General features: G+C 67.6%; 15 protein-coding genes. 8 read left to right on the plus strand and 7 right to left on the minus strand.

Going from position 1 to position 13,950, the window contains the following annotated elements; translation table 11 throughout:
• The first annotated feature begins 105 nt into the window (after positions 1-105).
• A complete protein-coding gene (locus AC5Y3Z_RS21705) occupies positions 106-237 on the plus strand; it encodes a hypothetical protein (protein ID WP_463826765.1) in 132 nt (43 codons plus the stop codon).
• 249 nt (positions 238-486) lie between these two features.
• Here AC5Y3Z_RS21705 and AC5Y3Z_RS21710 read toward each other — a convergent pair whose 3' ends face one another.
• Together AC5Y3Z_RS21710 and AC5Y3Z_RS21715 are read right to left on the minus strand one after the other, a co-directional pair.
• On the minus strand, positions 487-1,239 hold the full coding sequence (locus AC5Y3Z_RS21710; protein ID WP_463826766.1) for a 3-hydroxyacyl-CoA dehydrogenase: 753 nt from the start codon (positions 1,237-1,239) through the stop codon (positions 487-489).
• Between the two features lie 47 nt (positions 1,240-1,286).
• A complete protein-coding gene (locus tag AC5Y3Z_RS21715) occupies positions 1,287-2,366 on the minus strand; it encodes a CaiB/BaiF CoA transferase family protein (protein WP_463826767.1) in 1,080 nt (359 codons plus the stop codon).
• A 102-nt stretch (positions 2,367-2,468) separates the two neighbouring features.
• On the opposite strand from AC5Y3Z_RS21715, the gene AC5Y3Z_RS21720 reads away from it, so the two are divergent.
• Both AC5Y3Z_RS21720 and AC5Y3Z_RS21725 read left to right on the plus strand, forming a co-directional pair.
• Complete coding sequence (locus tag AC5Y3Z_RS21720) at positions 2,469-3,281, plus strand: enoyl-CoA hydratase (protein ID WP_463826768.1); 813 nt, start codon at positions 2,469-2,471, stop codon at positions 3,279-3,281.
• Positions 3,282-3,326: 45 nt separating this feature from the next.
• A complete protein-coding gene (locus AC5Y3Z_RS21725) occupies positions 3,327-4,721 on the plus strand; it encodes a DUF2867 domain-containing protein (protein ID WP_463826769.1) in 1,395 nt (464 codons plus the stop codon).
• Here AC5Y3Z_RS21725 and AC5Y3Z_RS21730 read toward each other — a convergent pair.
• On the minus strand, positions 4,684-5,415 hold the full coding sequence (locus AC5Y3Z_RS21730; RefSeq protein ID WP_463826770.1) for a CPBP family intramembrane glutamic endopeptidase: 732 nt from the start codon (positions 5,413-5,415) through the stop codon (positions 4,684-4,686). The genes AC5Y3Z_RS21725 and AC5Y3Z_RS21730 overlap by 38 nt on opposite strands.
• Positions 5,412-6,572 (minus strand): NAD(P)H-binding protein, encoded by a 1,161-nt coding sequence (locus AC5Y3Z_RS21735; RefSeq protein WP_463826771.1) that lies wholly within the window; start codon positions 6,570-6,572, stop codon positions 5,412-5,414. Before AC5Y3Z_RS21735 ends, AC5Y3Z_RS21730 begins: the two co-directional genes overlap by 4 nt.
• Positions 6,573-6,861: 289 nt before the next feature.
• Here AC5Y3Z_RS21735 and AC5Y3Z_RS21740 point away from each other — a divergent pair, with 289 nt between their 5' ends.
• Complete coding sequence (locus tag AC5Y3Z_RS21740) at positions 6,862-7,362, plus strand: isoprenylcysteine carboxyl methyltransferase family protein (protein WP_463826772.1); 501 nt, start codon at positions 6,862-6,864, stop codon at positions 7,360-7,362.
• Positions 7,359-8,375: an NAD(P)/FAD-dependent oxidoreductase gene (locus AC5Y3Z_RS21745; protein ID WP_463826773.1), complete on the plus strand. Its 1,017-nt coding sequence runs from the start codon at positions 7,359-7,361 to the stop codon at positions 8,373-8,375. Before AC5Y3Z_RS21740 ends, AC5Y3Z_RS21745 begins: the two co-directional genes overlap by 4 nt.
• A 188-nt stretch (positions 8,376-8,563) precedes the next feature.
• On the opposite strand, the gene AC5Y3Z_RS21750 is transcribed toward AC5Y3Z_RS21745, so the two are convergent.
• Positions 8,564-9,355 carry a crotonase/enoyl-CoA hydratase family protein gene (locus AC5Y3Z_RS21750; protein ID WP_463826774.1) on the minus strand — a complete coding sequence of 264 codons (792 nt, stop codon included), beginning with the start codon at positions 9,353-9,355 and terminating at the stop codon, positions 8,564-8,566.
• Complete coding sequence (locus tag AC5Y3Z_RS21755; RefSeq protein WP_463826775.1) at positions 9,352-10,500, minus strand: thiolase family protein; 1,149 nt, start codon at positions 10,498-10,500, stop codon at positions 9,352-9,354. Before AC5Y3Z_RS21755 ends, AC5Y3Z_RS21750 begins: the two co-directional genes overlap by 4 nt.
• 218 nt (positions 10,501-10,718) lie before the next feature.
• Between AC5Y3Z_RS21755 and AC5Y3Z_RS21760 the strand changes: the two genes are divergently transcribed.
• The 3 genes from AC5Y3Z_RS21760 (at position 10,719) to AC5Y3Z_RS21770 (ending at position 12,370) form a co-directional block, all read left to right on the plus strand.
• The gene (locus tag AC5Y3Z_RS21760; protein ID WP_463826776.1) at positions 10,719-10,970 is read left to right on the plus strand and encodes a hypothetical protein; all 252 of its coding nucleotides are present in this window, start codon (positions 10,719-10,721) and stop codon (positions 10,968-10,970) included.
• 90 nt (positions 10,971-11,060) lie between these two features.
• Positions 11,061-11,600, plus strand: a complete 540-nt coding sequence (locus tag AC5Y3Z_RS21765; protein WP_463826777.1) for a phenolic acid decarboxylase — start codon at positions 11,061-11,063, stop codon at positions 11,598-11,600.
• 26 nt (positions 11,601-11,626) lie between these two features.
• Positions 11,627-12,370: an alpha/beta fold hydrolase gene (locus tag AC5Y3Z_RS21770; protein ID WP_463826778.1), complete on the plus strand. Its 744-nt coding sequence runs from the start codon at positions 11,627-11,629 to the stop codon at positions 12,368-12,370.
• A gap of 10 nt (positions 12,371-12,380) precedes the next feature.
• Here AC5Y3Z_RS21770 and AC5Y3Z_RS21775 read toward each other — a convergent pair whose 3' ends face one another.
• Positions 12,381-13,865, minus strand: a complete 1,485-nt coding sequence (locus tag AC5Y3Z_RS21775; RefSeq protein WP_463826779.1) for an aldehyde dehydrogenase family protein — start codon at positions 13,863-13,865, stop codon at positions 12,381-12,383.
• Positions 13,866-13,950: the final 85 nt, after the last annotated feature.

The following is a 13,950-nucleotide window of genomic DNA, read 5'->3' on the forward strand; positions in this document are numbered from 1 at the left end:
GTATCCTCGCGCGGCTGTGGCGAACCTACCCGTGGGTAAGAATTGCCACCATTTTCCGAATCGTGACTCAAAGATCCCTTAATCCACGCCCTTACGCTCAGTGTCATGTGGATCGACGACACCAGTGCCGATGTCATCAAGGCTGACTTCGAGGCCCTCTACCACGGCGACATGCTTGTCGAGGGCGAGACCTCGGAGCAGTTCGAAGAGTGGCAACCCCTCCCGACCGCGAGCTGAGGTGAGAGTATGGGCGTCATAGCACGGCTGCTGATGGCCGAACCGACCGCGTCCCGCTGGTTCCGCCGATAGGCGAGCAACCGCGGTTCCCGAAGTAAGCCCCCCGCATAGCGCGGGGGGCTTTTTCGTGCCTGGGGGTGGGGCCGGTGCGCCGAGCCTGAACGGGTGGCGCCGAGCCTGAACGCAGGCCGCCATAGCGCGGAAACCTACGCCCTCACTACAGCCTCGCGGCTACGGGCGCGGAATGGGCTACCGCGGCGCCATCCGGATCGCACCGTCGAGCCGGATGACCTCGCCGTTGAGCATCGGGTTCTCCACGATGTGCACGGCCAGCGCACCGTACTCGTCCGGGTCGCCTAACCGGGCCGGGTGCGGCACCTGCTTGCCCAGCGATTGCTGCGCCTCCTCAGGCAGCGACCCCAGCAGCGGCGTCTTGAACAAACCCGGCGCGATGGTGACCACCCGGATCAGCTCCCGCGACAGGTCGCGTGCGATCGGCAGGGTCATGCCGACCACACCGCCCTTGGACGCGGAGTACGCGGCTTGGCCGATCTGGCCCTCGAACGCGGCGACCGAGGCGGTGTTGATGATGACGCCCCGCTCCTCTCCGATGGGTTCGGCCTTGGCGATGCGCTCTGCGGACAGCCGCAACACGTTGAACGTGCCGATCAGGTTGACCCCGACCACCTTCTTGAACGCGTCCAGCGGAAACGGTCCGTCCTTGGATAGCGTCTTGATGGCATTGCCGATGCCGGCGCAGTTGACGTTGATGCGCAGCGTGCCGAGCGATTCGGCGACGTCCAGCGCGGCGCTGACGGCGGATTCGTCGGTGACATCGGCCGCGACGAAGCGGGCGCGATCGCCCAGAGCGCTGACCGCGTCCTCACCGCGCAGGTCCAGCACCACCACCTGCGCGCCGGCGTCCAGCAACCGCTTCGTGGTGGCCAGGCCCAGACCCGATGCCCCACCGGTGACGACTGCGACGGCGTCCCTGATCTCCACGTGTATGTCCTTCCCGTCCCGCTTCCCTACCTACTGGTTGGTTGGGACTATACCCAGTCCCGCAGCACCGCTTCGACGTCCCCCAGCTCGGCCTGGCGTGGGGTGTCCGCCGGGGTCCGGGAGAACCGTGGTGCCGGCATCGGCTGCAGACCGCCATTCACCTCGTAGAAGGTGTTGCGTTCGGTGATGTGCGGCTCGGTCTCGACCTCACCGAACGCCAGGATCGGAGTCACGCAGGCGTCGGAGTCGGCGAACACCTTGGCCCAGTGGTCGCGGTCGTGGGCGGCAAACGTCCGGGTCAGCACTGCGCGCAGCTCCGGCCAGCGCGAGACGTCGTTCTGGTCGGGCAAATCGGCGGCGTCCAGGCCGAGCCCGGCCAGCAGCGCCGCATAGAACTGCGGCTCGATGGAACCCACCGCGACGTAGCGGCCGTCGGCGCACTCGTAGGTGTCGTAGTAAGGCGCCCCGCCGTCGAGCATGTTGGTGCCGCGCGTATCGGTCCACATGCCCGACGTGCGCATCTGCCACATCATCTGGATCAGCACGCTGGACCCGTCGATCATGGCGGCGTCCACCACCTGACCCTGGCCGGAGGTCTGTCGTTCGAACAGCGCCGACAAGATGCCCAGTAGGCAGAACATCGAGCCGCCACCGAAGTCGCCGACCAGGTTCAGCGGGGGTACCGGCCGCTCGCCCGCCCTGCCGATCGAATGCAGGATGCCGTTGAGCGAGATGTAGTTGATGTCGTGACCGGCTTGCTGGCTGCGCGGGCCGGTCTGTCCCCAGCCGGTCATCCGAGCGTAGATCAACCGCTCGTTGACCTTGGCGCAGTCTTCGGGTCCCAGACCCAGTCGTTCGGTGACGCCCGGCCGGTAGCCCTCGATCAGCACATCGGCTTTCGCGACGAGCTTGAGCACCAGCTCGCGCCCTTCGTCAGACTTCAGGTCGGCGGCGACGATCCGCCGGTTGCGATTCGTGGTGTCGTTGACGGCGCCAGCGGGGTGCGCCGATGGGCGGTTGATCCGTACTACGTCGGCACCGAGGTCGCCCAGGATCATCGAGGCGTGTGGGCCCGGGCCGATGCCGGCCAGCTCGACGACGCGCAATCCGTGCAGTGGTCCCGCCATGGTGTCCGACCTTTCGTCAGCTTCGTTGCCTAACAACCGGTTGATCACATATTCGCAGCCGCGGTCGACGGCGATGCAGCCCGGTCACTTAATCTGGGCCTCATGCCCGCATCTGCAATCGCCACCCTTGCGCCCGTCGACGGCCTCGACGTCCAGCTGACCGACGGCGTGCTGTCGGTGACCATTAACCGGCCGGACAGCCTCAACTCGCTGGTCACCCCGGTGATCACCGGCCTGGCCGACGCCATGGAGTCCGCCGCCACCGATCCGGCGGTCCGGGTGGTGCGACTGGGCGGCGCGGGGCGCGGTTTCAGCTCCGGCGCCGGGATCAGCGCCGACGACATGTCCGGCAGCGGTGGGGTGCCCCCGGACGAGATCATCCTGGAGATCAACCGGCTGATCCGGGCCATCACCACGCTGCCGCACCCGGTGGTAGCCGTCGTGCAGGGCCCGGCGGCCGGCGTCGGCGTGTCCATCGCACTGTCCTGCGACGTCGTCTTGGCTTCGGAGCAGGCGTTTTTCATGCTGGCGTTCACCAAGATCGGGTTGATGCCCGACGGCGGCGCGTCGGCCCTGATCGCGGCCGCGATCGGCCGGGTGCGCGCGATGCGGATGGCACTGTTGCCCGAGCGGTTGAGCGCCGCCGAGGCACTGCAGTGGGGGTTGGTGACGGAGGTCTATCCGGCCGAGCAGTTCGACGCCGAAGTGGACAAGCTGATCACCCGGTTGGTCGAAGGCCCGGCGGTGGCGTTCGCCAAGACCAAGACGGCGATCAACGCAGCGACGCTGACCGAACTGGACGCCGCCCTGGAGCGGGAATTTCAGGGGCAGTCCGGCCTGCTGCAGGCGCCCGATTTCAAAGAGGGCACCCGGGCTTTCCAGGAGCGCCGCTCCGCCAACTTCAGCGATTCCTAGCGATCACCGACCCGTCCACGCCGCTGTCGGCTCCGAATCACTGCCGTGACGACTGATCAAATTCGCTGCCTGGTGACCGGGGCGACCGGATATATCGGTGCCCGGCTGGTTCCGAAATTGCTCGACGAGGGCCACCGGGTGCGGGCGTTGGCCCGCACTCCGAAGAAGCTGGAGGACGTGCCCTGGCGGGACCGGGCCGAGGTGGCCAAGGGCGACCTCAGCGACGTGGACTCGCTGATCGAAGCGTTCGACGACGTCGACGTGGTCTACTACCTGGTCCACTCCATGGGCGGGTCGAAAGACTTCGCCGCCGAGGAGGACCGTGCGGTCCGCAACGTGGTGACCGCGGCGCAGCGCACCGGCGTCCGGCGCATCGTGTATCTGGGCGGCCTGCACCCGGAGAACGCCGACCTGTCACCGCATCTCGAGTCGCGCAAAGCGGTGGGCGATCACCTGATCGAGTCCGGCATCGAGACGGTGGTGCTGCAGGCCGGCGTGGTGATCGGATCCGGGTCCGCGTCCTTCGAGATGATCCGGCATCTCACCGACCGGTTGCCGGTGATGACCACCCCGAAGTGGGTGCATAACAAGATCCAGCCGATCGCGGTGCGCGACGCGCTGCATTACCTGGTCGAAGCGGCGACGGCGGCGGTGCCGGAATCCCGGACGTGGGACATCGGTGGGCCCGACGTCCTGGAATACGGCGACATGATGCGCACCTACGCCGAAGTCGCCGGCCTGCACACCCGGCGCCTGATCGTGCTGCCGTTCCTGACGCCGGGCATCGCCAGCCTCTGGGTGGGCACCGTGACTCCGATCCCGTCCACGTTGGCGCGGCCCCTGATCGAATCCCTGGAGTGTGACGCGGTGATGCGCAACTCCGACGTGGACTCCATCATCGAACCGCCGCCCGACGGTCTGATCGGCTACCGCCGGGCCGTCGAACTCGCGCTGGGCCGCGCCGCCCGCGGCCTGACCGAAGCGGACTGGGATTCGCTGTCGTCCGAGCCGGCCGACCCGCTTCCCGGCGACCCGGACTGGGCGGGCGAGATCTCCTACACCGATGTCCAGACCCTGGCGACCGCCGCGCAACCCGACGACGTCCGCCGCGCCGCCGAACTCGCCGCCGTCGACCGAGGCTGGCAGGTCGCGGTGCGCGGACCCGGTCGCACCGTGCGGTTGCGCGGTACCAGGCGCGCACCCGGACGGGACTGGCTGGAACTGACGGTCGAGCCCCGCAACGGCAGCGGCAGCCTGTATACCCAGCGCGCGGCATTCATCCCGATCGGCATTCCCGGCCGGGTCTACTGGTTCGCGGTGCGCCCGGCGCGCCGGGCGGCGCTGCGGGCGCTACTGCGCGATGTGCAGAGCCGCCTGACGGTGGTCAGGCACCTGACTGTCGTCAAACCCCAAACAGGGGAGGCAGTACAAGCACCATGATCAGACCCCAGAAGAAGTGCGTCAGCATTGAGGCCAGGATGCCGCCGGTGGCCCGGCGCAGCAGCGCGCTGACCGTGCCGAGGATGATCCCGGCGAAGCCCAGCATGAAGTTTCCGGCGGCCATGGTGGCCAGCACGTACAGCACGGTCGAGATCACCAGCGGATGGTGCCGGCCCAGCGCGGTGTAGAGCGCGCCGCGGAAGAACGTTTCCTCGGCCACCCCGTTGACCAGGGTGATCAGCACAACCAGCAGGAACGACCCCTGGTTGGCGTACTGCAGCACCCGGGTGATCAGGGCGGCCACCGGAGTTATCTCGCGGACGATCAGCGCGCCCACCACGAAGGCGCCGCCGAGCAGCAGCCCCACCGACGTGCCGGTGATCACCGGGCGCTGGTTGCGTCCGCGCCAACAGATCCCGCCCAGATGCAGCGGGCCGGAGACGAAGGCGCCGGCGAACCAGACCGCGGCCAGCGTCAGCGTCAGCCAATAGAAGGCCGGGTCGCCGGGCTTGCTGCGCAGCGAAAACCCGAGCACCACCGCACCGGCGACCAACGTGATGCCGACAACGATCCGCCGTCGCAACACGACGGCGGGCGGCTCGTGGTGCGGCACCGCCACTTTGAAGATCGCGTTGCGGAACTCTTCGAACGCGGAGGCGCGGCGCGGACAGGCGGCTTGGGCGGTCTGTGTCATGCAGGGCGGACCTTCGGGGTCAGGGCGAGCAGGATGTCCAGGTAGGTGCGCAGCGCACCGGCTAGCGGGCCGGGAACGCTGTTCACCAAACGCAGCGTAGGCCGCACCAGCGGCGGTGTCACCGACCCGGCCAACTGCCGGATGCGAAACGCGTCGCCGCCTGCCCACACCGGATCTGTGTCGGCGAGGTGATGTGGATCGGCCAGCGCGTTGACCGGGCGCGGCGGGGCGAAGGTGTGGCCGGAGAGCGCCAGCGCGATCGCCTGGTCGGCGGACAGCAGACCGCCGGGCGGGTCGGGGACGTGGTCGCTGAGCACGCTGGCCGAGGCTCGCATCGGGTGATCCAGCGACTCGACCAGGTCGCCGGCCAGGCCCTTGGGTACCGGCAACGCCACCGCGGTGAACAACGACGCCACCGAGGTGTCGACACCGGGTATCCGCACACCGGCGTGCCAGCGACCCGAGATACGGGCGTACTTCTTCAGCATTTCGCGGTAGGACGTGGTCTCCGGGCCGGCGATGTCGTAGGCGCCGGCCGGCACCTGCGCCGGGTCGGCCGCGGCGACCAGATAGTGCAGCACGTCGCGGATGGAGATGGGGTCCATCGGGTTGTACATCCACGCCGGCAGCGGCAGGAACGGAAACCGGTCGGCGACGTAGCGCAGGATCTCGAACGACGTGGAACCCGCGCCGATGATCATCGCGGCACCCAACCACACCAACTCCGGCCCGCCGTCGACCATCAGGGCCGCGGCCACCTCCGCACGGCTACTGAGGTGTTCCGACAGCGCCTCGTCCTCAGGCACGAACCCACCCAGGTAGATGATGCGGCGTACGCCCGCCTCCTTGGCTGCGGCGGCTACGTTGGCGGCCGAGATGTTGTCGGCGTCCCGGAAGTTGGCCTGTCCAATTCCGTGGATCAGGTAGTACACCGCGTCGATGATGCCGGACGCTTCGGTACCGCTGACGAAGGCGGCGCGCGCTGCCGCGGGGTCACTGGCGTCCAGCTTGACCGGAATGACCTGCTCGAACCAGCCGAACTGCTTGAGCCGTTCCGGATTCCGGGTGGCCGCCAGCACCTCGTGCCCCTCAGCCAGCAACGCCGTGATCAGGCGCGAGCCCACATATCCGGTGGCTCCGGTCACCAGAATCCGCATGTTGTCTACCTATCCGTCGAATGTCGGCGATCTCGTCGCCCCGAAAGTCCCCGTTGTTACGTACCCCGCCACGAGCCGTCGCAAATCGACGCAGGTCAGGACGTCGTTTGGACCCGGACCGGCCCGGCATCGTGACCCTGATCACCCAGTCGATACTGGGGGCCGAGTTAGGTTCCCGGACCAGGCAGCGCAAAGATAGCTTGGTGGCATTCGATCGGGACGACAGTGGCGGCGGCATCGCCCGTCGACCCGGAATCGGTGCCCGGCCTGGTGAAGCGATGGTAGAGCCGTGTATCAACTGCTGATCCTGGCGGTCGTGCTGGAACGCCTTGCCGAACTGCTGGTTTCGCAGCGCAACGCGAAGTGGTCTTTCGTCCAGGGCGCCAAGGAATTCGGTCGCGGCCACTACCTGGTCATGGTGGCCGTGCACACCGCGCTGCTGATCGGCTGCCTGGTCGAACCGTGGGCGCTGCACCGGCCGTTCATCCCGTGGCTCGGCTGGCCGATGGTGGTGGTGGTGGCGCTGTGCCAGGGTCTGCGCTGGTGGTGCATCAAGTCGCTGGGCAAACGCTGGAACACCCGGGTGATCGTGCTGCCGCATGCGCAGCTGGTGAAGCGCGGCCCGTACCGGTTGATGAATCACCCGAATTACGTTGCCGTCGTCGCCGAAGGAGTCGCGCTGCCGCTGGTGCACACCGCGTGGTTGACCGCGTTGTGTTTCACGCTGGTCAATGCCGCCCTGCTGGTGGTCCGGGTGCGGGTCGAGAACGCGGCCCTGGGTTACACGTGACAGGCTACGACGCGGATCTGCTGGTCGTGGGCGGCGGTCCGGGAGGTCTGGCTACCGCGTTGCACGCACGGGCGCAGGGGCTTTCGGTGATCGTGGCCGAACCGCGGGAGGGCCCGATCGACAAGGCGTGCGGCGAGGGCCTGATGCCCGGCGGCCTGGCCGAATTGACCTCGCTGGGCGTCGACCCGGCCGGCCTGCCGTTCCACGGCATCGCCTACGTCACCGAGCGCCGCCGCGCGGAAGCGCATTTCCGCACCGGTCCGGGGCGCGGGGTGCGTCGCACCACACTGCACGCCTCGCTGGCGGCGCGCGCCAAAGAGCAAGACGCCGAATGGATTCGGACGAAGGTCAGCTCTGTGCAGCAGGACGCACACGGGGTGAGCGCCGCCGGGGTGCGCGCCAAGTGGCTGGTCGGCGCCGACGGGCTGCATTCAGCGGTGCGCCGCGCCGTCGGCATCGCGGCGACGACGGGCACCCCGCGCCGCCATGGCCTGCGCTGGCATTACCGGGTGGCGCCCTGGTCGGAGTTCGTCGAGGTGCACTGGTCGCGGTGGGGTGAGGCCTACGTCACGCCGGTGGAACCGGATCTGGTCGGAGTGGCCATTCTGTCCCGGCAGCGGCCCGACATCGACTGGTTCCCGACGTTGGCCCCGCACCTGCGTGATGCCGTGCGCGGACCGGCCCGGGGGTGCGGGCCGCTGCGGCAGGTGGTCTCGCGGCGGGTGTCCGGGCGGGTGTTGCTGGTCGGCGACGCTGCCGGCTACGAGGACGCGCTGACCGGCGAGGGCATCAGCCTGGCGGTCAAGCAGGCCGCCGAGGCGGTACGCGCGATCGTCGAGGACGCACCGGCCTCCTACGAACGCGCCTGGCACCGCGTCACCCGCGACTACCGCTGGCTCACCCGGGGTCTGGTGCTGGCCAGCACACCGTGGCCGGCCCGACGCGCGATCGTGCCGGCCTGCACGCTGGTTCCACCGTTATTCCGTTGGGGCGTCAACACATTGGCATCCTGAGCGCCGGTCCCCGACGCGTGGTCTCTGCGCTTCTCTATCGCACGTGAAATCTTGGCATTGCCGGTGCAACTACGGTGGAAAAATCGACGAAATCCCACCCTGGACTCACTCGCAATGCCCTGATGTCACAATCAATGCCGGGACTTCCGCATACTTCCCGAGTGCAACTGATCAGGATCTGTCCGCCCCTAGCGCGCCTGCCAAACCGGCTCCCGTTTCTCCGCGAACGCCAACGGCCCTTCCTTGGCGTCCTCGGAGCGGATCAGCGTCTTCATCTCCCGCACGGTGCGGTCCCAGCCGGGTTCGTCCCCGGTGATGACGCCGTCGTCCACGCCGTAGGCGATGCGTTTGCTGGCCTGCACCGATAGCGGCGCATTGGCGGTGACGCGCCCGGCCAGCGCCAGCGCCGCGTCCAACACCGAACCTTCACCGACCACCTCGTTGATCAGACCCCACCGCAATGCATCCGCCGCGCTCAGCGGCTCCCCGGTCATCAGCAGTTCCATCGCCACCTTGCGCGGCAGGTGGTCCATGATCCGGAACACCCCGCCCGCCGCGGCGATCAGCCCGCGCTTGACCTCGGGCAGCCCGAACTGGGCGCGCTCGTCGGCCACCACGAGGTCACTGGCCAGCGCCAACTCGGTGCCACCACCGAGCGCTGTGCCGTTGACCGCGGCGATGGTCGGCTTGTCGATGAAATGGTGGACGTAGCCGGCAAAGCCGTATTCCGGGTGATCGGGGTGGTACAGGTTCTCCCGACGCGCGATGGCCTTGAGATCTGCACCGGCGCAGAACGACTTGTCCCCCGCCCCGGTGATCACCACCGCCCGCACCGCGGGATCGTGCTGTGCCTGCTCCAGCGCGTCACCGACGGCAATGCTGACCGAGGCGTTGATCGCGTTCCGCGCCTCGGGCCGGTTGATCGTGATGATCAGGACATTGCCGCGGCGCTCGGTGAGAGCGCCCGGCACGTCCGTCACAGCAGCTCGAGGATCGTGGCGTTGGCCTGCCCGCCGCCCTCACACATCGTCTGCAGTCCGTAACGAATCCCGTTGTCCCGCATGTGATACAGCAGCGTGGTCATGATCCGGGCGCCGGAGCCGCCCAGCGGGTGGCCCAGCGCGATCGCGCCGCCGTTGGGGTTGAGCTTGGTCTCGTCGGCGCCGATGTCCTTCAGCCAGGCCAGCGGTACCGGCGCGAACGCCTCGTTGACCTCGTATGCGCCGATGTCGCCGATGGACAACCCGGAGCGCTTGAGCACCTTCTGGGTGGCCGGGATGGGCGCGGTCAGCATGATCACCGGGTCGGCACCGGCCAGCGTGGCGGTGTGCACCCTGGCGATCGGCTTCATGCCCAGTTCCTTGGCCTTCTCGGCGGACATGAACAGCAGGGCCGCCGAGCCGTCGGAGATCTGCGAGGAGTTGCCGGCGTGGATGACGCCGTCCTCTTTGAAGGCCGGCTTCAGTGACGCCATCTTCTCCATCGGGGTGCCGCGGCGAATGCCCTCGTCTTTGAGGACGACGTTCCCCTCACTGTCCTTGATGCCCACGATCTGGTCGTCGAAGGCACCGGAATCCTGTGCGGCCGCGGCCTTTTCGTGTGAGTCGAGAGAGAACTGGTCGAGGGTCTGCCGCGACAGACCCCACTGCTCGGCGATCATCTCCGCGCCGATGCCCTGGTTGGGGATCTGGCCGTTATAGCGGCCCAGGAATCCCTCGGGGTAGGGACGTCCGCCGTTGGCCAGCGAGGCACCCATCGGGGTGCGCGACATCGACTCGACACCGCCGGCGACCACCACGTCGTAGTGGCCGGCCACCACGCCGGCCGCGGCGAAGTGCACCGACTGCTGGCTCGATCCGCACTGGCGGTCCACGGTCACCCCCGGCACGGTCTCCGGCCAGCCCGCGGTCAGCAGAGCGGTCCGGCCGATGTCGAGGGCCTGCTCGCCGGCCTGCATGACGCAGCCCCAGATGACGTCGTCAACCAGTTCGGGGTCCAGGCCTGCCTTATTGACCAGACCGTTGAGGACCTGCGCGGACAGTTCGGCCGGGTGCACCCCGGACAACCCGCCGTTGCGCTTGCCGACCGGGGAACGCACTGCTTCGACGATGACTGCTTCAGCCATGGGGATGTCTCCTTTGACACGTGTTATTTCTTCGATTGTCGACCAGCACGCTGCACGGTCCGGTGGCGGGGTGGGTTTAGCGGGTGTTGGTGACGGCGGTCACGCCGAGGAGCGCACGGTAGGCCGGCGGTCGACGAGACCAGGTCTTCGTCCGCGCGTTGAGCGTCGGTCACGTTTCGTTCACTTCGTGCAGGGCCGGCGAAGTAGGGTGCCGCCACATGACCACTCCCGCACCCGTGTCCCGGTGGGAAAGCTCGTTCATCTCGCATAAAAATGAGTCGCTGGAAGCGGTGATCGAAGAGGCACGGCACGCCGCGAACGCGCTGGGTGCGCAGGGATGGGAGATCGTCGGCTCCTCGGTGCAACGCACCCAGGTGGCCCACCACTTCAAGGACTACGACAAGGGCGGGGACCGCCTGCTGGAGTGGAGCATCGTGTGCACGTTGAAACGGCCGCTGCCGGCCGAGTAGCGGTCCGTCCTGGACTCGGGCTGGGCGGCGGTAGATTCGGGGGCGTGTCGGTCCAGACCTGACGCACCCTCGACGAAACGGAGTCCCACCATGCCATCCGTGGCCAATCCTGTTCCCGCGCAGGACCTTTCCGGAATCCTGGGCTGCCGGTTCATCTACACCTACGCCAACGGTTGGCAGTACGAGATGTACGTGAAGAATCAGCACACCATCGACTACCGGATCCACACCGGACACGTCGGTGGCCGCTGGGTCAAAGGCCAACAGGTCGACCTGGTGCAACTGGACTCCGACAGCTTCAAGATCTCGTGGACCGAACCCACCGGCACCAGCGTGGCCGTCAACGTCATGCCCGGCAAGCGGCGACTGCACGGCGTCATCTTCTTCCCGCAGTGGATCCGTCAACACGGCGAACGCACGGTGTGTTACCAGAATGACCATCTCGACGAGATGCACGCGTACCGCGATCAAGGACCGACCTACCCGATCTTCGTCGTACCCGAATTCGCCTACATCACCCTGTTCGAGCAGGTCGGTACTGACGACGAGTCAGTGATTGACCGGGCGCCCGCCGAACTCCCGCAAGGCTGGGCAGACCGCACCGACGTCCCGCACGCCTCGGACCGTTGATTCGACACGGATCGGGTGAGCCGGTCGTGCTGTTGCACGGCGTGACCGGCAGCGAGTTGATGTGGCGGCGGGTGGTGCCGTTATTGGCGCAGCAACACGAGGCGATCGCGTTGACCGCACTCGGTCACCGGGGTGGCCGCAACCCGACGGCCAGACCCGTCCGGATCGCTGACGTCGTCGACGACGCCGAACGGGCACTCGACGAACTCGGGCTCGACCGTCCACATCTGGCGGGCAATTCGATGGGCGGATGGGTGGCGCTCGAACTCGCCCGCCGGCACCGCGCACGAACGGTGTGCGCGCTGTCGCCGGCCGGTTGCTGGACGACGGGCACCGGCGACCAGCAGCACGCCACCACCGCGCTGCGGCGCGTCGTCTGGCTCACCGAGCACACCAGGCAGGTGCTCCCGGTCGCGGCACGAGTCCCGCTCGTACGGCGAATTGCCCTGCGAGACAACGTTGTTCACGGCAACCGTCTGACTCCGGAAGAATTCGTCGACCTCGCCGACGACCTGCTCGGCTGCACTGCCCGCACTGACCTCCTCAGCAGCGACGAACAACTGGAGCCGATGCACCCGCTGCCTTGCCCGGTCGTGCTGGCCTGGGCGGCACGCGACCGGATCTTCCCGCCCGCCGTCAACGGTGCGCGCGCGCGAAAGTTGTTCCCGCAGGCCCAATACCGGATCCTGCCCGATGTCGGTCACGTCGCGATGCTCGACGATCCCGACCTCGTCGCGCGCACAATCCTGGACACGACCCAGCTTCGCTGAGCCCGCCGGCTCAGCCCGCGGGGTACCCCACCGTCTTGACCTCGGTGTACTGGTCGAATCCGACGACGCCGTTCTGACGACCCACCCCGCTGTCCTTGTATCCGCCGAACGGGGCGTCGGCCGCATACGGAGCGCCGCCGTTGACTCCCATGAAACCGGCCTTGATCCGGCGCGCGACGGCCAGCGAGCGATCCAGCGATCCGGACATCACGTTGCCGGCCAACCCGTACTTGCTGTCGTTGGCGATGCGGATCGCGTCTTCCTCGTCGTCGAAGGGGATGACCGAGAGCACCGGGCCGAAGATCTCCTCCTGGGCAATCGTCATCGAGTTGTCGACGTCGGTGAAAAGCGTTGGGCGGACGAAGAATCCCTTGTCGAAGCCGGTCTCGGCATCCGGTCCGCCGACCAGCGCGGTGGCCCCTTCTTCGACACCCTTGCGGATGTAGCCCATGACGCGGTCGCGCTGCACCTGCGAGATCACCGGGCCGCACAAGGTGCCGGGGTCCTGCGGGTCACCGCAGGTGACGTTCTCGTAGATGCTCTTCAGGATCGCCACCCCCTCCTCGTAGCGGGATCGCGGCAACAGCATCCGGGTCGGGTTGGCACAGCCCTGCCCGGCGTGCATGCACGGCGCGATGCCGATCGCGCAGGCCATCCCGAAGTCGGCGTCCTCCAGCACGATGGTGGCCGACTTGCCGCCCAACTCGAGGAACAGCCGCTTCATGGTGGCGGCACCCTTCTCCATGATCCGTTTGCCGACCACCGTCGAACCGGTGAAGGAGATCAGGTCGACCTTGGGCGACAACGTAAGTTCTTCGCCGACAAGGTGATCCGATGCGGTGACGACGTTCACGACGCCGGCCGGGATGTCCGTCTTCTCGGCGATCAGCCGGCCCAGCCGGGTGGCGTTGAACGGCGTATTGGGCGCCGGTTTGAGCACCACGGTGTTGCCGGCGCCCAGCGCCTGGCCGAGCTTGTTGACGGTCACTTCGAACGGGAAGTTCCACGGCACGATCGCGCCGACCACGCCCACCGGCTCCCGCCAGACTTTGATGGTGGTGTTCGTGCCGGTCAGGCTGATCACCCGGTCACCCAGGTCGGTCTCCCACGCGTACTCGTCGATCAGGCGGGCCGGATACTTCAGCCCGTCGGCCAGCGGGGCGTCCAGCTGGGGGCCGAACGTAATCGCCCGGGGCGCGCCGACCTCGAGGATGAGCTCCTCGCGCAGCTCCTCCTTCTCCTCCTCGATCGCGTCGTGCAGCTGCAACAGACAGCGCTTGCGCAGCTCGCGGTTCGTCGACCAGTCGGTCTCGTCGAACGCCCGGCGGGCGGCGTCGATGGCCCGCTGCATGTCCTCCTTGGAAGCATCCGCGACCTCGCCGAGCGGCTCCTCGGTGGCGGGGTTGATGTTGGTGAAGGTGCCGGCCTGACCGTCGACGAGCTTGCCGTCGATCATCATCTTCGGCTCAAACCGGACCTTTACAGTTTCAGTCATACCTGTCACTCTCTTCTGACTCGTACGAGGGGCTACGGAGAGCCTTACCGGAAACTAGCCGATTGGCAAGTTGCGGCCGCTGCGG

The sequence above is a fragment of the Mycobacterium sp. NGS61 genome, assembly GCF_059812325.1.

Coding starts and splice junctions, on each gene's coding strand:
- AC5Y3Z_RS21705 (WP_463826765.1), top strand. CDS start 106: ATGTGGATCGACGACACCAGTGCCGATGTCATCAAGGCTGACTTCGAG.
- AC5Y3Z_RS21715 (WP_463826767.1), bottom strand. CDS start 2,366: ATGGCGGGACCACTGCACGGATTGCGCGTCGTCGAGCTGGCCGGCATC.
- AC5Y3Z_RS21720 (WP_463826768.1), top strand. CDS start 2,469: ATGCCCGCATCTGCAATCGCCACCCTTGCGCCCGTCGACGGCCTCGAC.
- AC5Y3Z_RS21730 (WP_463826770.1), bottom strand. CDS start 5,415: ATGACACAGACCGCCCAAGCCGCCTGTCCGCGCCGCGCCTCCGCGTTC.
- AC5Y3Z_RS21735 (WP_463826771.1), bottom strand. CDS start 6,572: ATGCGGATTCTGGTGACCGGAGCCACCGGATATGTGGGCTCGCGCCTG.
- AC5Y3Z_RS21755 (WP_463826775.1), bottom strand. CDS start 10,500: ATGGCTGAAGCAGTCATCGTCGAAGCAGTGCGTTCCCCGGTCGGCAAG.
- AC5Y3Z_RS21760 (WP_463826776.1), top strand. CDS start 10,719: ATGACCACTCCCGCACCCGTGTCCCGGTGGGAAAGCTCGTTCATCTCG.
- AC5Y3Z_RS21765 (WP_463826777.1), top strand. CDS start 11,061: ATGCCATCCGTGGCCAATCCTGTTCCCGCGCAGGACCTTTCCGGAATC.
- AC5Y3Z_RS21775 (WP_463826779.1), bottom strand. CDS start 13,865: ATGACTGAAACTGTAAAGGTCCGGTTTGAGCCGAAGATGATGATCGAC.